General features: G+C 40.2%; 18 protein-coding genes. All 18 read right to left on the bottom strand.

The features are described from left to right. On the bottom strand, positions 1-245 hold a 245-nt coding region (locus HMPREF0849_RS09455), incomplete at its 3' end, for a DUF4651 domain-containing protein (protein WP_009013776.1). A gap of 95 nt (positions 246-340) precedes the next feature. Further along, a complete protein-coding gene (locus HMPREF0849_RS09460) occupies positions 341-1,948 on the bottom strand; it encodes a CTP synthase (protein WP_000105257.1) in 1,608 nt (535 codons plus the stop codon). Between the two features lie 329 nt (positions 1,949-2,277). Then, a complete protein-coding gene (gene rpoE, locus HMPREF0849_RS09465) occupies positions 2,278-2,868 on the bottom strand; it encodes a DNA-directed RNA polymerase subunit delta (RefSeq protein ID WP_000418415.1) in 591 nt (196 codons plus the stop codon). Positions 2,869-2,999: 131 nt separating this feature from the next. Further along, complete coding sequence (locus HMPREF0849_RS10605; RefSeq protein ID WP_000263674.1) at positions 3,000-4,577, bottom strand: hypothetical protein; 1,578 nt, start codon at positions 4,575-4,577, stop codon at positions 3,000-3,002. Positions 4,578-4,647: 70 nt separating this feature from the next. Next, positions 4,648-5,868 carry a DNA cytosine methyltransferase gene (locus tag HMPREF0849_RS09475; protein WP_000185415.1) on the bottom strand — a complete coding sequence of 407 codons (1,221 nt, stop codon included), beginning with the start codon at positions 5,866-5,868 and terminating at the stop codon, positions 4,648-4,650. Between the two features lie 27 nt (positions 5,869-5,895). Next, positions 5,896-7,323 carry a hypothetical protein gene (locus tag HMPREF0849_RS09480; protein ID WP_000182993.1) on the bottom strand — a complete coding sequence of 476 codons (1,428 nt, stop codon included), beginning with the start codon at positions 7,321-7,323 and terminating at the stop codon, positions 5,896-5,898. After that, positions 7,316-8,551: a hypothetical protein gene (locus HMPREF0849_RS09485; RefSeq protein ID WP_001277664.1), complete on the bottom strand. Its 1,236-nt coding sequence runs from the start codon at positions 8,549-8,551 to the stop codon at positions 7,316-7,318. The genes HMPREF0849_RS09480 and HMPREF0849_RS09485 overlap by 8 nt, the downstream gene beginning before the upstream one ends. Before the next feature lie 23 nt (positions 8,552-8,574). Beyond that, positions 8,575-11,226 (bottom strand): valine--tRNA ligase, encoded by a 2,652-nt coding sequence (locus HMPREF0849_RS09490; protein WP_000032148.1) that lies wholly within the window; start codon positions 11,224-11,226, stop codon positions 8,575-8,577. Positions 11,227-11,239: 13 nt separating this feature from the next. Next, positions 11,240-14,257, bottom strand: coding sequence for a DEAD/DEAH box helicase (locus HMPREF0849_RS09495; protein WP_001257862.1), 3,018 nt, complete (start codon positions 14,255-14,257; stop codon positions 11,240-11,242). A gap of 45 nt (positions 14,258-14,302) precedes the next feature. Beyond that, positions 14,303-14,863 carry a GNAT family N-acetyltransferase gene (locus HMPREF0849_RS09500; RefSeq protein WP_000196174.1) on the bottom strand — a complete coding sequence of 187 codons (561 nt, stop codon included), beginning with the start codon at positions 14,861-14,863 and terminating at the stop codon, positions 14,303-14,305. A 280-nt stretch (positions 14,864-15,143) separates the two neighbouring features. Continuing rightward, complete coding sequence (locus HMPREF0849_RS09505; protein WP_000038703.1) at positions 15,144-15,539, bottom strand: helix-hairpin-helix domain-containing protein; 396 nt, start codon at positions 15,537-15,539, stop codon at positions 15,144-15,146. A 97-nt stretch (positions 15,540-15,636) separates the two neighbouring features. Beyond that, complete coding sequence (locus HMPREF0849_RS09510; protein WP_000119715.1) at positions 15,637-15,891, bottom strand: DUF1912 family protein; 255 nt, start codon at positions 15,889-15,891, stop codon at positions 15,637-15,639. A 9-nt stretch (positions 15,892-15,900) separates the two neighbouring features. Then, entirely contained in the window at positions 15,901-17,235 is a 1,335-nt protein-coding gene (locus HMPREF0849_RS09515) for a DUF438 domain-containing protein (RefSeq protein ID WP_000752866.1), read from the bottom strand. After that, positions 17,235-17,468 (bottom strand): DUF1858 domain-containing protein, encoded by a 234-nt coding sequence (locus HMPREF0849_RS09520; protein ID WP_000368739.1) that lies wholly within the window; start codon positions 17,466-17,468, stop codon positions 17,235-17,237. The genes HMPREF0849_RS09515 and HMPREF0849_RS09520 overlap by 1 nt, the downstream gene beginning before the upstream one ends. Before the next feature lie 260 nt (positions 17,469-17,728). Further along, positions 17,729-17,911, bottom strand: a complete 183-nt coding sequence (locus HMPREF0849_RS09530) for a hypothetical protein (RefSeq protein ID WP_000505781.1) — start codon at positions 17,909-17,911, stop codon at positions 17,729-17,731. A 1-nt stretch (position 17,912) separates the two neighbouring features. Then, a complete protein-coding gene (locus HMPREF0849_RS09535) occupies positions 17,913-18,692 on the bottom strand; it encodes a hypothetical protein (protein ID WP_001118424.1) in 780 nt (259 codons plus the stop codon). A 150-nt stretch (positions 18,693-18,842) separates the two neighbouring features. Then, positions 18,843-19,193, bottom strand: coding sequence for a 30S ribosome-binding factor RbfA (gene rbfA, locus HMPREF0849_RS09540; protein WP_001273601.1), 351 nt, complete (start codon positions 19,191-19,193; stop codon positions 18,843-18,845). Between the two features lie 166 nt (positions 19,194-19,359). Next, entirely contained in the window at positions 19,360-22,146 is a 2,787-nt protein-coding gene (infB, locus tag HMPREF0849_RS09545; protein ID WP_000039232.1) for a translation initiation factor IF-2, read from the bottom strand. Positions 22,147-22,158: the final 12 nt, after the last annotated feature.

The raw sequence follows: 22,158 nt of genomic DNA on the forward strand, positions 1-22,158 counted from the left end.
TGACGACCATCCTCGAAAATGACTCCTCCGACAAGTCGCTCAAGGCTACTTTCGTAGACTTGAACATAGAGAGTCGCAATCTCACCCATATCTGAGAAAAGTTCGCGCACGATAGCGGTCAACTCTTCTTGAGTCTTCATGAGTTTGTGGTTATCTGCTGCTTTTTTAGCCCCCAAAGCGAGGGCACTTAGACCAGCCACAGTCAAGCCAGTCATCCATAATTTCTTAGCTTTCATACCATTCATTGTAACACAAAAAGGGTTCTAGGACAAATAGGGAAGCCGTATAGGAGCAAGGCAATTAAAAACCTCTGAGATTATTCTCAGAGATTAGAAGATAACTAGTTGTTATTTTCAACTGCTGCAGTGACAAAGGCTGTGTAGAGTTCCTCTGGACGGTTTGGACGGCTGGAAAGTTCAGGGTGATACTGACAAGCCACAAAGAATTTATTTTCAGGAATTTCCACAATTTCGACCAAACGATTATCAGGTGAAACTCCTGAAAAGACAAAACCTGCTGCCTCAAACTGTTCACGAAAGGCGTTGTTAAACTCATAACGGTGACGGTGACGACGTTGCACCACTTCTTGATTATGATAAGCAGCCGCTGCTTTAGAGCCACGTTTCAACTTAGATGGATAAAGTCCCAAACGAAGGGTACCACCCATATCCTCAACATCAACCTGATCACGCATGATATCTATGATAGGGTATTTTGTTTCTGGTGCAAGTTCAGCAGAATTGGCACCTTCAAGACCCAAAACGTGACGAGCAAACTCGATACAAGTCAACTGCATTCCCAAGCAGACTCCCAACATTGGAACATCATTTTCACGCGCATAACGGATGGCTTGGATTTTCCCTTCCGTACCACGTTGGCCAAAACCTCCTGGTACGATGATTCCGTCCGCATCAGACAAGAGCTCTGCTACATTCTCTGCTGTCACATCATTGGCATTGATCCAATTAATCTTCACTTCTGCGTCGTTGGCATAACCAGAGTGTTTCAAGGCTTCAACCACTGAGATGTAGGCATCTTGCAACTCCACATACTTACCAACGAGGGAAATCTTGACTTGTTTTTTCAGGTTCATGACCTTGTCCACCATAGCTGACCATTCTGTCATATCCGCTACTGGTGCGTCTAGTTTCAAATGGTCACAAACAATTTGGTCCATGCCTTGTGCCTGCAAGTTCAATGGAATTTGGTAAAGGTGTTCAACATCCAAAGACTCGATAACAGCTTCTGGAGCCACGTCACAAAACTGAGCTAGTTTATTTTTAATTCCTTGACCAGCTGGTTTCTCCGTACGAATAACCAACATATTTGGCTGAATTCCCAAACCACGCAATTCTTTTACAGAATGCTGAGTCGGCTTAGTCTTCATTTCACCAGCTGCCTTGAGGTAAGGAAGCAAGGTTGTATGGATGTACATGACATTATCTGCACCCACATCTGCCTTCATCTGACGAAGAGCCTCTAGAAATGGCAAGGACTCGATATCCCCAACGGTTCCACCAACCTCTGTGATAATGACATCCGAGTCGGTCGTTAGAGCGGCACGCTTGATTTTTTCTTTCAAAGCATCTGTGATATGAGGAATGACTTGAACAGTTGCCCCAAGGTACTCGCCACGGCGTTCTTTACGAAGAACTTCACTGTAGATTTTACCAGTTGTCACGTTGGAGTATTTGTTGAGATTGATATCGATGAAACGTTCATAGTGGCCCAAGTCCAAATCGGTCTCAGCCCCATCATCTGTCACAAAGACTTCCCCGTGCTGGTAAGGGCTCATGGTTCCCGGATCGATATTGATATAAGGGTCAAACTTCTGAATAGTCACTTTTAGACCACGATTTTTCAAGAGACGCCCCAGACTTGCTGCCACAATCCCTTTCCCAATAGACGACACCACACCACCAGTTACAAAAATATATTTCGTAGACATAGATTCCTCTTTCTAAAATGCTCAAGGTCTTGTTAACTACGAGGGGAGATAGAAAACAAGACCCTTATGAATAACGACTTTTCAAGAAAACTTCCTGAAAAAACAAAAATAGCTCCCTAGTAACTAGGGAGCCCCGACCTCTAAAAGAGGTGCCCGAACAATATGATACCTTAAAGCAGAACATTTGTCAACCTGAATTGGTAAAAGATGAAAAAAGAAGATTGTTTTCAGAAAACCAACTAAAGATCTACAACCCAACGGAAGACTCACTTAACTACTCTACCCAAGCGACAAAAAAGGAGATCAGGCGATCTCCTCTGTGAAGTCTTTTACTCTTCTTCACTCGTTTCAGCGTCATCGTCAGAAAACTCGTCGTCTTCTTCGTTAAGATCCACATCTTCACCCAAGTCATCAGGAGCGATTTCGTTGATTTCTGCATCGTAAGCTTCCACTTCATTTTTCTCATCATCTGGATTTTCATCATCGTATGAAAGAGCTGGATCTGCTTCGTATGCATCTTCGTCTTCTGGATCATCCGCATTGTAGTCAATGGCATCTGAATCACCATCCATAAAGGCATTGACGCGTTTTTTCTTAGCTTTTGGTGCTACTTCATCGTCGTCACTTTCTTCAAGAGCGATGATTTCTTCGTCGATTTCGTCCACACCATACCATGAACGAAGCCCCCATTTGTTGTCTCCAAGAGAGATGAAGCTACCGTCAAAGTTCAACTCTGTGTAGAACAAAGGCAAAGCTTCGCGGATATCGCTGTTTGATGTTCCAAGGTAGTTTTGAATTTCATTTACAAGATCGCTAAAATGCATCTCATGATCGCGACCACGAAGTTCCAAGATAGCACGCGCTACCTCAATCATAGATAGTTCACTTTTTTCTTGCCCAGCAAATACTTCTAATTCCAAAGCGTTTCTCCTCATTTTTACTACTATCGCCAGAGCAAACAGACTCTGACCTCATTTTATCATGTACTCTTTATTGTACGATAATTTTGCAGAATAGTCAAAGGTTAAATAGGAGAAAGTCACAGGACTTTTTATTTCTTTGCTACCCAGCCGATAGCATCGTGAGGTGGATTTTCTGTATCAATCCAGATGAATTCAATCCCGATTTCACCATTTTTAAACTTAGTCAAACGAATACCATTGATTTCCAGTTCATTGAGCCGTTGGCCTGTCAAGACCTCTCGTTCCTTCAACTGGAAAACACCACGCAAAATCCAATTCCCAAGGATTTCTTGCTTATCAGTTGACTGGATTGCCTTACCAGCTTCTTGGTTGATATAGGCATTGATGACATCTCCAGAAGGCAAAAATCGTAATTTAAAGGTTCTTTCTTCTTTGGATAGAGCTAGTTTTTTAGTGCCAGGTTCAAAGGTCCCGAAACCTGGACCAAAGAAGTCTGGTCTTTCATCATGAAAATTTTTGGAGTCAGGCAGAGGAATGTAAACTTCACTTACTGGACGATAGACGAGTTGTTCGATTTCTTTAATGAGTTTTTCATTGCCAGTATTGTGAGCAAAGTGAATCAAATCCTCACGAATAGCCTTCATCTGAGCTTTTCCTTCCTTACTGGTCCATTTCTTCAAAAGGATTTCTTCCAGAGAGAAGGTCACAAAAGCTAGTTCCTCTGGAGCCAGACAGTCCTTAAATTTATCCTGAATCTTTAAAATTCGTGGCTTACGGTCTTTTTTGGCTAATTTTGAACCACCGTTAAAGGCATTGAAACCAGAATTTTCTTCTACATTTCCATGTTTGTCTGTAATAACCCAAGACACTGTTTCTAAGATATCGGACTGTTCCTTTTCAGCTGTCAGCAAATGAAGATTTTCAAAGAGAGAAAAAGGATCTTCAATATAATGGACGTCCCAAGTATCTACCACAATATCTTTATTGTTAAAGGTCATATGGAGCTGGCTGTCAGCTGCAGTGTACTTGTAGTGGTGTTGTCCATCCGTAAATCGAAAATTGGTTGGATTATTTTTGGTAGTTGAGCCTTCAATGACTAGATTATCAATATCGACTGGTAAATAAGATGTTTCCCCAACAAAAATCTTAGGATTTTCTCCTTTTGGTGTTGGCATCAGGACATGGTAAACAGCTTCAACATTGACCGAATCCGAGTTGAAACCCTTGATTTGTGCCTTAGAGGACTCAATTCTCTGGTTTCTTAAAGTCGCAATCTTTTGCGCCAACTCTTCATAGCGCTGATAGTTTTCCTTGTCTGCTGTTTCTTTATCAGCAGCAATATCTGCATGAAACTTGATATCACCCAACAAATCCGTCCAATCTTGAGAATCCTTCTTGAACTGAGCGATTTTTTGGTCTCCAGAATTAATTCCAAAAGACTTAATACCCACTAGGTATTTATGATTTTCATCTACAACGACAGAGGCATCATAGGAAGTATTGGCGATATCTTCCCCTACGGCATTAAAGGCTTTTTGAAAAACAGTCTCCTGAAATTTGGAGTTAACAATAGGAGCGACATAATTCTCTGTTCGTCCCTCGTCTTCGGATTCTGCCTTTTGAGAGAAAGCTTGGCTCAAACTAGCGAAGTTTGTAATTAAGGTTTTGTATTTTTCTTTTTGTTCAGACTTTAGATGTTCCCACATAAGCACCCTCTTTTCTATTTTCAGTATATCAAAAGAAGATTAGTTTTTCACTAATCCTCTTATATATTCGTTAATTAATACTGTAAAATTCGAGTTTGCCTTGTTTTTTTACAAGTCTCAAATACTCTTCGTCTGATAGAATTGCTAAACCATCATCATAAGCCTTGATTTTTTCAAGAGCCTGATCATAGCTATTCGCAAAGTCCTTGACATAGGACTCGCCTTCAAACTGGCCGTTCATCTTGGTATAGATAATAGCAAATTTTCCAGAGCGGTCAAGTTGAGATTGACCTTGGCTTTCATTTAAGGCCTTGGCAACATTCTCCGCGATGCGTTTAATCACGGGCACAACCACGCTGTTTCCAGCTTGTTTGTAGAGCTGACCGTTAGAAACACCTTCTGGGATTTTAAAGGATTTAGGGTAACCTTGAACGTTAAAGGTTTCTTTCGGTGTCAGCTTCCGAATCTCACCACTGTCTGTCAAAATCAATGGAACGTTGTGTCCACCTGTTCCCATATTGGCTGTCAAGGTAGGAACAACACCGTTTTTGTTTTCACGGACATACTGACGGCGCCACTGGTAAACCGTATCTTGACTGGTCACTTCGAATTTCAACTGATCATAGAAATTTTGCTTACCTTCACGGTAGTAGTAGACCTCGTCTAGCTTATCACCAAAGTTAATAACATCCTGAAGACTCGTAGTCAGCTTGATTTCCTCAGGGAATTCAAACGAGTCATAAGCCTCTTTGGTATCAAAGCCGACAATGTATATCCGCTCACGGTTTTGTGGGATATTTCCGTAGTCTTTCCCGTTGAGAACCTTCCACTTGATAAAGTAGTTGTTCTCGGTCAAGGCTTCACGAATAACCTTGAAGGTATTGCCATGGTCATGACCAACCATATTCTTGACGTTTTCGATGAAAATAGCGCGAGGTTTGCACCCCTCAATCATGCGAAGCAATTCGAAGAAAAGATCGCCACGATCATCATCAAAGCCCTTGCGATAACCCGCAATACTAAAGGCCTGACAAGGGAATCCTCCCATAATCACATCCACGCGCTCAGCTGGAATATCCTCCGGCTGAACATCGTGAATATCACGACCATCCAAATAGGTATCTGGATGGTTTAACTGATAAGTCTGACGCGCATACTTATCAAATTCATTGGCATACACCACTCTGAACTCGTTGGTCTGTTCAAATCCCAACTCAATTCCCCCAACACCTGAGAAGAAAGCTGCAATGTTGTACTTCTCAGGTCGGTTCGAACTTACAGAATTTGTCATGTAGTAACCTGCTTTCTATTTTTAAAATTAGAATAGAATTAATTTATTATCTGTATATGCAACTGGGCTAATATCAGAGAATATTGAAATTGAAATAATTTTATGTAAAAGTGGTACTAAAAAATCTGTTAAAAATAATTTTAATTCTGCCATATTATCTAGAGTACCATCATTTAGATGAAATTCATGAGTCTTATAGTGTACAATAGAACATCTTAGTTTATAGATACTATTAGCTAAAAAATTAATTAGTTGCTCTTCTTTAGAATTCTTCTGTAAGTTATTAAATTTACTTGCAGAAGAATTCATAATTAAATTAGAAAAATTAGCTAATTGAACGTTATCTAAGCCAATCTGTTCTAGTTGGTAATTCAACTTATTTAAATCAACTCCTTTAGAGTTAATATAATTCCAACTATCTCTGACTATATCTAATATATGACGATTTACAGGATTTCCATTAGTAGTGATTTCTTGAGAGCTTAATTTAAATAATTCTTTTAGAATCTTTTTAAGATAAGCTAACTCACTTGTCGGTAAATTGTTGGCAATTTTCGTGAAATCTCTAACCTTAAACTGGCCACCATGTTTCATTGCTTTTACAACATCATGTTTTATTTCAAAATTTTCTAATATTTGATAAAGAATTAAAAATTTAGAAAGAAGACGATTTTCGCTGTTAAACTGACTCAAAAGATTTGCAATATCATCAAATTGTCTATACTGTACAGAGTTATTTTCAAATGAAACATCTATATTTTGATAAGTAATGTTACTTACTGTGACCGGATTATGAATTGTCTTGCCATTAATAATAATTGAATAAAGTTTCAATTTGCTTATCAAATCTTCAAGAGCCAACTCCTTTTCAGGTTTTGAATAAATAAAAATACAATCATTTGTTTGAGAAGCAAAATTAAATTCTGTTAAAGCATTTAGAAGTTGAATTTGCTTAATTAAATTTGGGATGTTCTCCCCGATAAACTTGCATAATTTGTTGAATTTTTCAAGTTCGCTTTGAGCGTCAGCTTCATCATTTTTAATAAAAAAAGTTGAATGATTAATCTTGAATGATTCATTAATATTTATATCTTCAATTCCCAAATTTTCAATTGAATAACTGCTATCAGTAATAAGATCAGAAAGACTATCGCCGCCATCAATAAAACTATCTAAAGCATTACTATTTTCACAAATGATTTTGTATAGTGCAAGATATAATGATAGACCTAGTGGCAGAAAATAGTTGTTAATAAAAATATCTATTTCATTTAAATAGTCGTTATTAAAGTAGTATCCAAACCACTCGAAAAATTTATCTTCAGTAAAATCATCAAAATTATAATCATCATTAATTGATAGAAACTCAAATTGATCTAAGAGGTCATCACCTACATCCTTCTCTATTATATAGTCTGATACGGGGGTAAAATCTATTTTTATCAAATTAGTCATTTAACCCTCCAGAATATAACTTCCAATTTATAAGATTATGATTTTCTATAAAATCTGAAATACCTAAAATAACGGTTTCCTTAGTATGTTTTCCAATATTTATACTAGAAATATCAAGAGTTTTTCTCCAATCATTGAAACCTTCAACATTCAACTTGTTAGGATATTTATTTAAAAGTTCAATAAAATCTTTATATGAAATTCCTTTTCTAGAAATTGCAACAACAACTGCTGTTAAAACTGTATCTTTTGCAATCCATTTAGTTCCTTCGTTACCAAATTGAGAATCTAAAATATCATCAAACTCCAGTAGAAAATTAATTGTTTCAGAAATGATTTCAGGATTCTCTTGTATACGAATGGATGCATCGTCCCCTTCTTGAATAGATTGGATTAGCGATGAATTTAAAGTAACTACATCCTCGTTTAAAAATGATAAAATTGTTTCAATAATGTGAGCAAAATAAAATTGATGCTTTTTTCGAGATTTTGCATATGCCAATGTAGACATATCTTTTCCTCTAACTATTTCGATTTTTGAGAACTCTTTCTTTATAAGAGAAAGTTGATTTAAAAATAGCAATTCTAACTGATGATAGTTATTCATCGGTTTGTGACCAGCATTTAAAAGGATCATTTTTCTAATCTCGTCTTCAATTAATAAATTTTCCCAAACTTCAAACCACTGTTCCCTATCAAAAATATCAAGCAAATTATTAGGAACTAATTCCTTTCTATAATTTATAAAAGTCTCAACAATGTTTCTAGCTTCTAAAACAGTGTAAGAAAATTCATCAGATAATTTCCATTCAGAACGGTATTTTCTTCTAAAATCATTTTTATTCTCACTTTTAACTACATCAAAAATTTCATTCTTAATTTCTTCCTCCGATATTTTCTTTAAGAAAAGATATAATTGGTGAATTCTAAAGGTTCTTTGTAAACCATCTAATATTTTAAAACCTTCAATTAAATCATTTTCTTTGTCAATCGAACTATCTGTAGTCAAAGTTATTATTGGGAGATGATTACCTTTTATAATATCTTTTCCTATATTATCTAAATAATTATTACGAACGATACCTCGCTGAATATCGTAGTCTTGATAATCTGAAGGAAGATTATTTAAGTAATCATTTAATTTCATTCCGATTAAATAACATTGTAACTCTTTGCCAGAACTATTTTGTTCTATTGTGTGGGAAAAGACCTTAATTTTACAACTCATTTTATTTTTCCTTTTTATAATATTTATTTCACTAATTTCTTCATCTCATCAATACGTGCTACGGTCGCGTCGTATTTGGCTTGGTAGTCGGCTTGTTTGTCGCGTTCTTTTTGGACGACTTCTGGTTTGGCATTGGCTACGAAGCGTTCGTTAGAGAGCTTCTTACCGACCATATCCAGTTCTTTTTGCCATTTAGCCAGTTCCTTGTCGAGACGAGCGAGTTCTTCTTCGACATTGAGTAGGTCAGCAAGAGGCAAGTAGATTTCTGCTCCTGTGATGACGCTTGACATCGCGAGTTCAGGTGCAGGGATGTTTGATGCAATTTCCAAATGTTCTGGATTTGTGAAGCGTTTGATGTAGTTGACATTGCTGTTAAAGAAGGCTTCCAAGTCGCTATCGCTTGTCTTAACAAGGATTGTGATAGGCTTGCTTGGTGCTACGTTCACTTCCGCACGCGCATTACGAACGGCACGGATCAAGTCTTTAAGGCTTTCGACACCTGTGTGAGCTGCAAGGTCTTCAAAGGCTGGGTTGACAGTTGGGTATTCTGCTGTGACGATAGATCCTTCTGAGATTTGTCCAAAGATTTCCTCAGTCACGAATGGCATGATTGGGTGAAGAAGACGAAGGATCTTGTCCAAAGTATAAAGGAGAACAGAACGTGTGATGACTTTCTCTTCTTCGTTATCGCTATAAAGGACTTCCTTGGTCAACTCAACGTACCAGTCCGCAAACTCGTCCCAGATGAAGTTGTAGAGGATGTGGCCAGCTACACCAAACTCAAACTTGTCAAAGTTTTCAGTGACTTTTCCGATCGTTTCATTGAGGTTGTGAAGAATCCAACGATCTGTGACATTTCCAGCTTCCTTGTTAACAACTTTTTCGACATTAGCCGTTGCTTGCTCAAGGGTCAAACCTTCATTGTTCATGAGGATGTAGCGAGAGATGTTCCAAATCTTGTTAATGAAGTTCCATGAAGCATCCATTTTCTCGTAAGAGAAGCGGACGTCTTGCCCTGGTGCAGAACCGTTTGAAAGGAACCAACGAAGGGCATCGGCACCGTATTTCTCGATGACATCCATCGGATCAATCCCGTTACCGAGAGATTTCGACATCTTGCGTCCTTGCTCATCGCGGATAAGACCGTGGATAAGGACGTTTTGGAATGGCTGACGGCCAGTGAATTCCAAGGATTGGAAGATCATACGAGACACCCAGAAGAAGATGATGTCGTAACCTGTTACCAGGGTTGAAGTTGGGAAGTAACGTTTGAAGTCTGCTGAGTCCATATCCGGCCAGCCCATGGTTGAGAATGGCCAAAGAGCAGAACTGAACCAAGTATCCAAGACGTCTTCGTCCTGAGTCCAACCGTCACCTTCTGGAGCTTCTTCGCCGACATATATTTCACCCTCAGCATTGTACCAAGCAGGGATTTGGTGACCCCACCAGAGCTGACGTGAGATTACCCAGTCATGGACATTTTCCATCCATTGGAGGAAGGTATCGTTGAAACGAGGTGGGTAGAATTCTACCTTGTCCTCTGTGTCTTGGTTGGCAATAGCATTTTTGGCCAATTGGTCCATTTTGACGAACCATTGCGTAGACAAGCGTGGTTCAACCACAACACCTGTACGCTCTGAGTGACCAACACTGTGGACACGTTTTTCGATTTTAACAAGGGCACCGATTTCTTCCAACTTGGCAACGACTGCCTTACGAGCTTCAAAACGGTCCATCCCCGCAAATTCAAAAGCCAAGTCATTCATAGTTCCGTCGTCGTTCATGACATTGACTTGTGGCAAGTTATGGCGTTGACCAACCAAGAAGTCGTTTGGATCGTGGGCAGGCGTGATTTTAACAACACCAGTACCAAACTCAGGATCTGCGTGTTCATCCCCAACGATTGGGATCAATTTATTAGCGATTGGAAGGATAACATTTTTACCGATCAAGTCCTTGTAGCGCGGGTCTTCTGGATTTACCGCAACCGCAACGTCCCCAAACATGGTCTCAGGACGAGTGGTTGCAACTTCAAGGGCGCGTGAGCCATCTTCCAGCATGTAGTTCATGTGGTAGAAGGCACCTTCGACGTCCTTGTGAATCACCTCGATATCAGAAAGAGCTGTGCGAGCTGCTGGATCCCAGTTGATGATAAACTCACCACGGTAGATCCAGCCTTTCTTGTAAAGGTCCACAAAGACCTTGCGAACGGCTTTTGACAAACCTTCGTCAAGAGTGAAACGCTCGCGAGAGTAGTCTACAGAGAGCCCCATCTTGCCCCATTGTTCCTTGATAGTCGTCGCATATTCGTCTTTCCATTCCCATACTTTATCTAGGAATTTTTCACGACCAAGGTCATAGCGGGAAATGCCTTCACCACGCAAGCGCTCCTCAACCTTAGCCTGAGTCGCAATCCCAGCGTGGTCCATCCCTGGAAGCCAAAGCGTATCAAAACCTTGCATGCGTTTTTGACGGATGATGATATCCTGCAAGGTCGTATCCCAAGCGTGACCAAGGTGAAGTTTCCCAGTTACGTTTGGTGGTGGAATGACGATAGAATATGGCTTAGCCTTTTGATCGCCTGAAGGCTTGAAAACATCGGCATCAAGCCATTTTTGGTAACGACCAGCCTCAACCTCGGCTGGATTGTATTTAGGTGAAAGTTCTTTAGACATGTGTTTGTCCTTTCTAGTTAATTTCTAAGCTACTTTGATAAGAATCTAAAATGTCAATAGTATCTCTTATAATAGGGCTCTGTGTGGCTTTGTAAAGAGATTTATTCCCAATAATATAAAACTCTTCTTTAGCTCTAGTCGCTGCAACGTTTAAAATATTGGGTTCAGAGACAGCCCAGCGAGCAGCCCCCTCACTCATATTATCTGCTCCAAGCACAAAATATACAATCTTATTTTCTTTTCCTTGGAAAGTATGTACCGTCCCTACATTTATAGGTTTTCCATTCTCCCGCTTTGTGAAACCGATTTTATCTAGTTCTTTTGCTAGTTGAACCGATACATTTTTAAAAGGAGTAATGACATAAATATCATCAAATTCCTCATGTCTTTTCTGCAACTCTTCTTTCAAATAATCAGCTTGCTCAGGAACAAATTTATCCTTAGCACCTCCACCAACGTCAAACCATTCTCCCAGACCTCGAGCTTCTTCCTTTCCTTGAACCATTAAATTATCATAAGAAATTTTATTGGAAATACTGAACATCGGATCACTAGAACGACGATGAACCCAGAGAGGAAGTCCTATCCATGTCCCATCTTGTTTTTTAAAACCATATCTACTAGCAGAATCCATCAATTCTTGCGTTGATGACACAAGATATTTAGAGGCTATCTTGTGGTGCTGTGCTAAAAATCCTAAAATATTTTTATCCATAGTCTGTACTGGTTGTATTTGAGAAGGATCCCCAACAGCCATAATATGCTTACTTCTAAAAATAGCCCCCACACTTGCTTGAGGTAATGCCTGACCCGCTTCATCAATAAATACATTACCGATACTATTTTCAGGCAAACACCGAAACATGGAATTAAAGCTTGCAAAAGTTGTACTAATAACTGGAACAGTGAAATTGACCCAATTCCACGCAGCTTTATATAAATCACTAGCATTATCTCTCATTGAATAGTTTTGAGGCTTCTCCCAAATCCATAATGCTTTTTCAAAATGCTTTTTATTGTCATATATAAATTGCTTCCTAACTGCCAGTGCTTTAATAAACAAACGACTCTGCTCTTCTCGATAGTCATCATCAAACCAAAAATTTGATACTTGTAGTTCTTCATATGGAACAGAAAAATTCAACTTTTTAACAGGGTATGTAGCAAGTTCCGATTGTAATTTCAAAATTTTTTCCTGATGACGAATTAATTTATCTTCTTGTTTAGATTTCCATTCATTATACCTCTGTTGCCTTTGACTCAATTGATTTAATTCAAGTTCATGCATTTTTATCTCTTTTTGCAAACCGTGGCAATATTGACTTTCATCATGTACTTTCTTCAGTTCTGCTTTTAGACTTTCATTCGCTTGATTCAATCTCGTAAAATAAGTATCTAATTTCGATGGTGTGAAAAGTCTTTTTAACCATAAGAAACGTGGAGCTTGTAATTTTATCAACTCAACATCTTGTGCTGCTATCTGTTTGTTAACATTTAACATAGAAATAAGACGCTCATGCTCAAACAGCTCAGATTCTATTTCCTTTTTACTATTTTCTAATTGAATATGTTTATCCCGTATTTTAGATAGTTCTGAACGTCTTTGGGCATCATCCTGATGAAACTCTATCTCAACCTGTTGGTAAGCATTTTTCAATTTTACATGCAATCGAATCTTATCTGCTATATCTTGCATCTTTTCTCTTTTATCAAATAGCTTCTGATATTGAATTTTAAACTCTTCGTATACTGATGGATTCGATTGAAATTTATCCGAATTCAACTCTTGTCGTATTGCTTTTAAAACATTTTGCAGACGGTCTCTATTCTGTTTTTTTCCACCTTCTATCGAAAACAATCCCCAATATTTTTTGTCGTTAGAAACATCTTCATCTTCTAACAATAAATCATTACTGATTTCAGCAAAGTAATCAATTTTCTTTAATTCATCTAACCAATTTAATTTCTGATAAATTTCTTTTCTTTGGGGTAATTCATTAACAATATTTTTAACAGCACCATTATTAGAACTTGCAACTACGATTCCTTTTTCTGCAATTTCTTTTGGTAATTTTGCAATAAGATCTAGTTTGTCATGACAAACTAGATCCCCTTTAAGCTTAGGAGCCGATAATTCACTAATAATTCTCGCCTGTTCCGTTACCAGATCTGCAAAAATATCTTTTAAAAGTGTCGTTTTACCAGTCCCCGGAGGACCATTGACACTTCTCACATCTTCATCCGCATTCGAAGCTAAATTTACAGCTACTTGTTGCATCATGGAAAGAGCATATTCAGGGTTACTAGGAAATCTTCCTAATGGATAATTTTTCGGTTCAAGTATAGTTTCTAAATCTTTGGGATTAAAATAGGATGATTCTTTATTGCCGTCCAAATTAACCCTTACAGAATCGAATCCTGATAAATAACGATTGAGATTTTCATTATAAATTGATTTTGCATATTTCAAATCCTTTAGAAAAAATGAATGTAAATTTATTTCGTCAGCAAAATTCTTAACAAAATAATATCTGCAATCACTTGGTGAAATCTCATACTTTTTGAGAAGTTTACTAAAAACTTCATTGAACTCTCCATCAAGAAACGCCTGACCTAACTGTTCTCGAAGCTCATTTTCTGCTATTAAGAAATCTTTAGGCAATTCCCCATTTTTGAAAATTTGCCCACTCATGGTTAAAAAAAACTTATCAGCTAAGAACTTCAAATCTTTATCAAAGTATAGAGCAAAAGTAAATTTATAAGAAGCTCTTCCCAATTCTTCCTCCGTCGCCTTTAAATTGTATTTGCCTCTTAACACTTCAATAATTTTTCGAAAAGGGAAAATTCCACAATAAACAGCAATCCCTGAACTGGATTTTAATTTTTGACGTTTAAAAAAATCTTTTAATATTGATTGATAATCATCACCTTGAAAAATCTTATACTTAGAATCACTTTTTTCAATATTCCCTTCTGATAATTGTTCTACTGTAATCCAAGCATCTAATATTTGATTATGACTACTTCTCATCATGTCTCCCTTAAAGCATATAAAAACAAGAATATATCTTACTCATTAAAAACTCTCCCACTCACTCCTCAGCAAGCCATATATCAGACTGTCACAACGGTTGCCTTGGGCATCTTTGCGGTCTCTTATGCGAGCTTCAAGGGTAAAGCCAAGTTTCTCTGCAACTCGTTGACTTTGAAGGTTATAACCAAAGCAAGTCAGTTCAATCTTATGCAGATTCAATTCTTTAAAAGCTAGGTCAATCAAGGCACGCGCTGCTTCTGGAACATAACCTAGACCCCAATGGTCTGGATTTAAGATATAGCCAATCTCCAAGACATCATCCTCGTGACGACGAGGGAAATCAACAGAGCCGATGACCTTATCGGTTCCTTTAGCGACAATTCCATAGCCCGCTGGGAGATTGTTCTTTTCATTACGCTCGGGCAGAATATGCTCTAGATAATAAATCTCATCTTCCAAGCTCTTGACGGGCGGAAAGCCTGCTGGGTAGGAAACTTCTGACCTACTGGCATAGTCAAAGATATCCACAACATCAGCCACGGTACGGACTCGCAAGACCAGACGCTCGGTCTCTATTCGTTCTGGCAACTCTGCTCTTGTCATCCTTCTACCTCTCTTTCTACAAAAAATCGCCCCTGCCATATCCATGACAGGGACGAATGTGTTTATCCGCGGTACCACCCAATTTCGGGCAGAGACGCCCGCAACTCTCGTCTTTATAATAAAAAGACAATATTATTTCATTTTTCATCCATCAGCAACCAGTTTTGACACATTTGTGGACTTCTCAGCACCGCCACTTTCTGTAAAATGTGAGACTCAAAACACCTCTAATGGCTCTATTGTAGCAAGTTTTTGACGGAAATGCAAGGGACAAGAAAAATTACTTGAAGCTGATTCCGTGCTCTTTTAATTTCTTGATGGTAGCTGGGCCGATTCCTTTCAAGGCAAGGAGTTCTTTTTCTGTCCAGTTTTTGAAGTCAGAAGCTGACTTGATGCCTTCATCATAGAAAGTCTTAGCGCGATCTACTGAGAGGCCACCCAAAGTAGCTGCGAAATCTTCTACTGAATTCGCCACTTTTTGAGCTTGTTCCTTGGTCGCTTCTACTGCTTGTTCCACTTTTTTAGAGACAACTTTTCCTGCTTGGCTGGCAGATTTTTCTGCATGTTTCACGACTTTCTTAGTCTCTTCGACAACCTTGGTCACCGTACTTGAAAATGCACCTGAGCGACGAAGGCTATTTCGCAATTGTTTTTTACGTTGGAGTTTCTTTGACATGATAAAATCCTTTCAATAAAAAATCCCTGCTCTGACAAGGATTTAATAAAGATATTCTATCAAGATTTTGGGAAAAAATCAAGAAAGTATCTGTATTTTAATAGTTTCGCTCACCAAACAAGCCTTCTGGCAGATCATGAAATCCCTTGCCTGCTTTGAAGTTTTCAAACTTACCAAGCAAAAACTGATAAGCATCCAAGCGACTCTCGTAGCGAATCATAGCATCTTTGGCGCGTTCATCTTGGTCTCCTTCGTAGACTTTTTGACTTTCCTTGTGCGCCATGTCGTTGATCATGATCTGGGTATTCACCCAGGCTTCAAATTCCTTCATAAATTCCTGTTCGTAACTCATTGATTCTCCTTATTCTAATCCACGGAAATAGTCCGTATCAATCTCTCGGTAGGGCTGGATATCCTGAACATACTCCAACACGCCTTGAAATTCCCCGTTTTCATCGTGTACCGCAGCGTAGGTGATGTGGACAAACTTGCCTCGCGACTCTGACTTGAACCACATTTCATACTTGTCCTTGACCCCTTCACGAAGACCTTGCATAACGGCCTTCACCTTGTCTAAGTACTTGGGCGGATGGCAGAGTTCAACATTGCGTCCGACTTGGGACGGCGTCCGTTTGAAAATCATCTCATCAGCTGGTGCATTGTCATTGTAATACTGGAAAATGTCGTCTTTATTGACAAAGGTAATCTCCATGGGGAGGTGATTGAGAATGAGGTTGGCCTGCTCAACTGAGAGATAGCCATTGCCAAAAGCCTGTTGACTATGACGATCCAGCACTGCTTCCTTTTCCTTAGGGGTAAAGGTAATGGTAAACTGACCTTCTGGCGTATTGATAACTTGTTGCACTTGGCCTTCAGCCGTGTCTAACTGCACGGGCTCCTCTGCACTCTTTTCCTCAACAAAGCTCTGACGCTCCGGAACCCATTTCTCAGACGGACGGACGATGGCATAGCCGTAAGCATCGCTCTCCTCCGCAATCTGAATCCAGTCATCCTGAGTAAAGGACTCAAGGAGAATCATGAGAAGGATGGACTCTTCCTTGAAAATCATACTTTCAAACTCTGTCGCAAAAGCTTCAAAAGCTTCTTTTACACTGTTAATCGACACTTCTGGTAGTGACTTGGCTGTAGCTAGAGCTGTCTGAAAGAGTTCTCTGATCTGATCATCCACTCCCCACATAACTTTTGGGGGTGAATCGTGACCATAGCGCTCCATGATGGGGAAAAAGAGCTCTTCCTTGCGCTGGTAGTGGATATCAAATTGCCCCAAAAGGCCCATTTGACGGACCAAACCCTTGCGCATCTCTGCCAGCATTTCCTCGTCTTCCATAGACTCATAGGTATCTAACAATCTCCGAATGCGAATCAAAGCTGCACGGAGAGCCAGATTTTCATCCTTGAAGACCCGAACTGGATGGCCAGGGTGTTCGGTGTCCTCTACTTCGACGCCCTTAACAGCGTTTTTAAAAAGATTGGCATGGACATCACAGAGCTCCATGACATCTTCAAAGGTGACACCTGAGTCTGAGTTCATCAGCTCGTGCTCCATGAGGGAAATCTCGATGGCTGAAACACCTGTAAAGGTCGCATCAAAACGCTCCTGAACCGACTCAGGAGAGGCGCCATTGTGTAATTCTAATAAAATATCCCGTAGGATATGAATTCGTTCATCTGCCATTAGTCTAATCCAATCACTTCGTAACCATTCGCTTCCAGTGTGCGGACAATCTTGTCCATAGGGGTTCCTTCCAGCTTAGAACCCTGTTTAAGCGATACTTTGCGACCGACTGTATTGCGCATCAAGGGATTAGCAAGTGGTTTAAAACCTAGCTCCACTAGGATTTCCAAGACTTCTGGGTGCTTGTCTACCACTTCTGCAACGGGTATTGACACATCGATGATATTGTCCATGACGACCTCCATGTATGTTCTAATACTCAATGAAAATCAAAGAGCAAACTAGGAAGCTAGCCGCAGGTTGCTCAAAACAGTGTTTTGAGGTTGTGGATAGAACTGACGAAGTCAGTAACCATACCTACGGCAAGGTGAAGCTGACGTGGTTTGAAGAGATTTTCGAAGAGTATAAAATGATTTTACTGCTTATATTATACCATATGGGAAGAGATTAAAAAACTAGCAGTGGAATTCCTGCTAGTTTCTTTCATTTCAAGTTATTCCTTATCATCTGGTTTTGCGAGCCACTGGGCTACATCCATCAGCTTGTCAGCAAGCAGTACTTTCCCGAAACCTACTAGAGCATTGTCGTCTTTTTTCATGTTCTTCAGGACTTTGACGCTTTGCATCACGAAAAAGTAATTCCCGTATGTCTTAGCTAGAATTTTAATGAATCCCATATTACTCTCCTTCGATGATTTCGACCTCTTTTCGGATAGTATCAACGTCTCTTTGATATTGCACTTCATTGTAGTTGACTAGCTTGGACAATTCCTGTTGCAATCTTTCTCCCATCGGTTTCATGGTCGCAAAGGTTAAGCCACCAGAAATGACTCCACCTAGGATAGGGATCACTTTCCCCATCCCTTTGGCTAGGCCTCCTTTTGTCAGATTGACTCCAAAAATTTTCAAAATTTTCTCTAAAATAGGATACCAGAGCGTCTTTGTCAAAGCTTTCTTGTTCACTACTTTTATGACTTGCTTGGCTACTGTCACACCGCCTGATCGAAGCAGGGCACCTGCGCCATTTACTCCCAGCATCACACCGAGATACAGTAGAAGTGTGTTTTTAGCTTCCTCGCTTAACTCATTGCGCGATGCCCAAAGATCATCAAATCCGTAAATATACCCTAGTTCCTGAGCTAGTTTTAATGAGAATGCATAAAACTGGGCTACGTCTGTCGGGATAGTGATCGCCATGATAATACCTCCAGGTAGACCAGCCAAAACCGAAGTTCCACTGGCTAACAGGACATTATCCTTAATACAGGCCTTGGCCACTCTATCTAAGCTTTCCTGGGGTAATAAAGCCGTCGGTCCTTGTTCAATCAAAGTTGGAATATCCTTACGGTCTAATTCCTTTGAAAACTTTTCTACTAAAAATTTCTCTCGATCAACTTTGACCACGGGTAATTTTACCACTTGTTGCAGTACTTGCATAGCTATATCTTGTTTAGCCATATATCTCTCCGTTTTTCATTTATATCAAGCTTTATCATATCATACTATGTGAAATTTACAAATTTTTTAAACTGATTTTTATCAGATAGATACGTAGTCAAATAGCAATGATCATACTCTGGCAACAAAAAAGAGGGTCACCCCTCTTTTTTAGTTCTTATCCAGATTGCGTAGCATCTCGTCAATCTTGTTTCCATATTCGATGGATTCGTCTTTGACGAAGGTCAAATCTGGGATTTTGTATAATTTCAAATTGCGACCAAGTTCACGTTTGATGGTACCAGTTGCTTTTTCAAGCCCGATTTGAGCTTTTTGGTTATCCGAAGCAAGGTTACTCAAAATGGTGTAGTAAACCTTGGCAACAGACAAATCCCCCAGCATCTGAACATCTGTAATAGTCACACCTTGGACACGCGGATCACGGACTTTCTTTTGCAAAATCTCATTGACTTCACGCTTGATTTCCATGCCCACACGATCCGTACGGAAATGATTTGCCATGATATTCCTTTCTCTACTTTGAACCAAAAGCTAGGCCAGCAGACCTAGCTATTTCTGTTAGATAGAGGAACTAGAGCCATTTGAATCTAGGAAACAAGCCTTAGATAGAACTAAGGGTTCATCAAGGCGCTGTTGACGACGAGTCAAATTGGCTATCGTTTCTCTATTATCGTTTGATTTCTTCCATGACATAAGCCTCAATCACATCATCAGTCTTGATATCATTGTAGCCATCAATCATCAATCCACCTTCACGACCGTTTGTAACTTCTTTAACGTCGTCTTTGTAGTGTTTCAAGCTTGCGAGTTCACCGTCATAGATAACGACACCGTCACGGATAACACGGACTTTCGAGTCACGGGTAACCTTACCGTTGATAACCATGAATCCACCGATGGTTCCGACTTTTGATACCTTGAAGGTTTCACGGATAACTGCTTCACCGATAACTTTTTCTTCAAATTCTGGGTCAAGCATCCCTTTCATAGCTTCTTCCATCTCTTCGATAACCTTATAGATAATGCTGTGGAGACGAATTTCTACATCGTCAGCTTCCGCTTGTTGACGCGCTTGTGGTGTAGGGCGTACGTTGAAACCAACGATAAAGGCATTTGAAGCTTCCGCAAGAGTCACGTCAGACTCATTGATAGCACCGACAGCCGAGTGAACGATGGTCACTTTCACACCTTCCACATCAATTTTTTGAAGTGAGGCAGAAAGGGCTTCAACAGAACCTTGTACGTCGGCCTTGATGATGACATTAACTGACTTGAGCTCACCAGCTTTAAGTGTATCAAAGAGGTTTTCAAGGCTGACACGTTGGGTAGCTTGACGTTGTTTCATGAGGGCACGTTTTGCACGTTCTTCACCGGCCGCACGCGCAGATTTTTCATCTTCGTAAACGGCAAAGTGGTCACCCGCCATTGGCGCTTCGTTCAAACCTGTGATAGAAACTGGTGTTGACGGACCTGCAACCTTAACACGACGACCAAGGTCATTGGTCATAGCACGCACACGACCGAAGGTATTTCCGACAACGATTGGATCTTGGACATTCAAGGTACCTTGTTGAACAAGAAGGGTTGCGACCGCACCTTTTCCTTTATCCAAACGAGCTTCGATAACCGTACCGATCGCACGAACTGTTGGGTCTGCTTTGAGTTCTTGGATTTCAGCCACAAGAAGGACTGTTTCCAACAATTCTTCGATATTTTGGTTGAATTTAGCTGAGATTTCAACAAATTCAGAATCTCCACCCCAAGCTGTTGACATAACACCATGCTCTGCCAATTCACCGATAACACGTTCTGGGTTGGCACCTGGTTTATCAATCTTGTTGATAGCTACGATGATTGGAACGTTGGCCGCTTTTGAGTGGTTGATGGCTTCGATAGTCTGAGGCATAACCCCGTCGTCGGCCGCTACAACCAAGATAGTAATATCGGTAACAGATGCACCACGCGCACGCATAGAAGTAAAGGCCGCGTGTCCTGGTGTATCAAGGAAGGTAATCTTCTTGCCATTTTCCACGATTTGGTAAGCACCGATATGCTGAGTGATACCACCTGCTTCACCTGTCGCTACACGAGAGTTACGAAGGGTATCTAAGAGGGTTGTCTTACCATGGTCAACATGTCCCATGATGGTTACAACTGGTGGACGCTCAACCAATTCATCTTCATTGAGATAGCCATCTTCGACAAAGAAACGTTCGATGTCAGCATTATCCACTTCAACCTTTTGTTTGGCTTCGATACCGTAATCCACCATGAGGAGTTCGATGGTTTCTCCATCCAAGGATTGGTTTTGTGTGGCCATGACACCCATCATAAAGAGTTTCTTAACGATTTCTGCTGGTTCACGTTTGATACGTTTTGCGATTTCCGCAACAGTCATACCATCTGTATACTCAAATTCTGTTGGCAATTCGTGGAACTTACGCTCTGTAACAGGTTTTGGAGTCTGGTTACGGTTGTTTTGCTTGTTGCCTTTTTTATTTTTCTTGTTGTTATTCCAGTTACTATTTCTTTGATTTCTCACTTGATTCTGACTACTTCGATTCTTTTGTTGTTTTCTAGGACCATCTTCTTCGTGATCATAATCGTCACGTTCTTTGTCTGGTCGAGCTTGTTTTTTACGACGTGTATCCACTGGCGCTTCTTTCGCTACAGGAGCTACTGTTACTGCTGGCTGCGTTTGTTCAGCTAGCTTAGCAGCTTCTTCAAAGATTTCCTCTGGTTCCTTGCGTTTATTAGCTTGAGCCAAGGCTTCTTTGGCAGCTTGCGATTGTTTGAAGCGCTCCTCGCTTGAGCGTGCGTACTCTGCATTTTGCTCTGCTTTCAGGGCTGCTGCACGGGCTTTAAAGTCAACACGTGGTCCAGCTTGTTTTGGCTGGAAGTCTTGTTGCTGACGGCGATCATTGCCACGATTCCCTTGACCTTGTGGTTTTTTCCCTTGGTCGTTAAATCGGCGATTGTCGCGGTTCCCTTGACCAGGTTTGCCACCATTACGGCCGTCGTTTTTCTGACGGTTGCCGTTTTGTTGTTGGTCACGGTTGTTGCCCTTGTTTTGTTTGCGTCGCTCTGCCTGCTCTTTGGCACGCGCCTCACGCTCCGCCTTGAAGTTTCGACTTTGTGGTCTTGCGGCCACTACTTTTTCTTCTTTAGGAGCTGCAGGTGTAGCTGATTTACTTTCTTCCTTAGCGGCTACTGGTTTAGCTGATACAGGCTTTTCTGCTTTCTTTTCTACACTTGCTTTTGGTGCTGCAGGTTTTGCTTCTGCCTTAGGAGCAGGTGCAGGTTTAAAGCTAGCTGCGATTTGCTCAGCAGCAGCGGTTTCCACGCTCGATGAGTGGCTTTTTACATCCAAGCCCAACTCTTTTGCACGCGCTACAACTTCTTTACTTTCTTTTCCAAGTTCTTTTGCGATTTCGTACAATCTTTTCTTAGACAAATCATGTCCTCC

The organism is Streptococcus sp. C300 (genome assembly GCF_000187645.1).
GTDB lineage: Bacteria > Bacillota > Bacilli > Lactobacillales > Streptococcaceae > Streptococcus > Streptococcus oralis_CQ.

What these genes read in the sequence shown, in the direction of transcription:
- HMPREF0849_RS09485 (WP_001277664.1), bottom strand. Translation starts at nt 8,551, where the DNA reads ATGAGTTGTAAAATTAAGGTCTTTTCCCACACAATAGAACAAAATAGT.
- HMPREF0849_RS09530 (WP_000505781.1), bottom strand. Translation starts at nt 17,911, where the DNA reads ATGGGATTCATTAAAATTCTAGCTAAGACATACGGGAATTACTTTTTC.
- HMPREF0849_RS09490 (WP_000032148.1), bottom strand. Translation starts at nt 11,226, where the DNA reads ATGTCTAAAGAACTTTCACCTAAATACAATCCAGCCGAGGTTGAGGCT.
- HMPREF0849_RS09460 (WP_000105257.1), bottom strand. Translation starts at nt 1,948, where the DNA reads ATGTCTACGAAATATATTTTTGTAACTGGTGGTGTGGTGTCGTCTATT.
- HMPREF0849_RS09535 (WP_001118424.1), bottom strand. Translation starts at nt 18,692, where the DNA reads ATGGCTAAACAAGATATAGCTATGCAAGTACTGCAACAAGTGGTAAAA.
- HMPREF0849_RS09500 (WP_000196174.1), bottom strand. Translation starts at nt 14,863, where the DNA reads ATGACAAGAGCAGAGTTGCCAGAACGAATAGAGACCGAGCGTCTGGTC.
- rbfA (WP_001273601.1), bottom strand. Translation starts at nt 19,193, where the DNA reads ATGGCAAATCATTTCCGTACGGATCGTGTGGGCATGGAAATCAAGCGT.
- HMPREF0849_RS09515 (WP_000752866.1), bottom strand. Translation starts at nt 17,235, where the DNA reads ATGGCAGATGAACGAATTCATATCCTACGGGATATTTTATTAGAATTA.
- HMPREF0849_RS09475 (WP_000185415.1), bottom strand. Translation starts at nt 5,868, where the DNA reads ATGACAAATTCTGTAAGTTCGAACCGACCTGAGAAGTACAACATTGCA.
- HMPREF0849_RS09510 (WP_000119715.1), bottom strand. Translation starts at nt 15,891, where the DNA reads ATGAGTTACGAACAGGAATTTATGAAGGAATTTGAAGCCTGGGTGAAT.
- HMPREF0849_RS09520 (WP_000368739.1), bottom strand. Translation starts at nt 17,468, where the DNA reads ATGGACAATATCATCGATGTGTCAATACCCGTTGCAGAAGTGGTAGAC.
- HMPREF0849_RS09495 (WP_001257862.1), bottom strand. Translation starts at nt 14,257, where the DNA reads ATGAGAAGTAGTCATAATCAAATATTAGATGCTTGGATTACAGTAGAA.
- HMPREF0849_RS09505 (WP_000038703.1), bottom strand. Translation starts at nt 15,539, where the DNA reads ATGTCAAAGAAACTCCAACGTAAAAAACAATTGCGAAATAGCCTTCGT.
- HMPREF0849_RS09480 (WP_000182993.1), bottom strand. Translation starts at nt 7,323, where the DNA reads ATGACTAATTTGATAAAAATAGATTTTACCCCCGTATCAGACTATATA.
- HMPREF0849_RS10605 (WP_000263674.1), bottom strand. Translation starts at nt 4,577, where the DNA reads ATGTGGGAACATCTAAAGTCTGAACAAAAAGAAAAATACAAAACCTTA.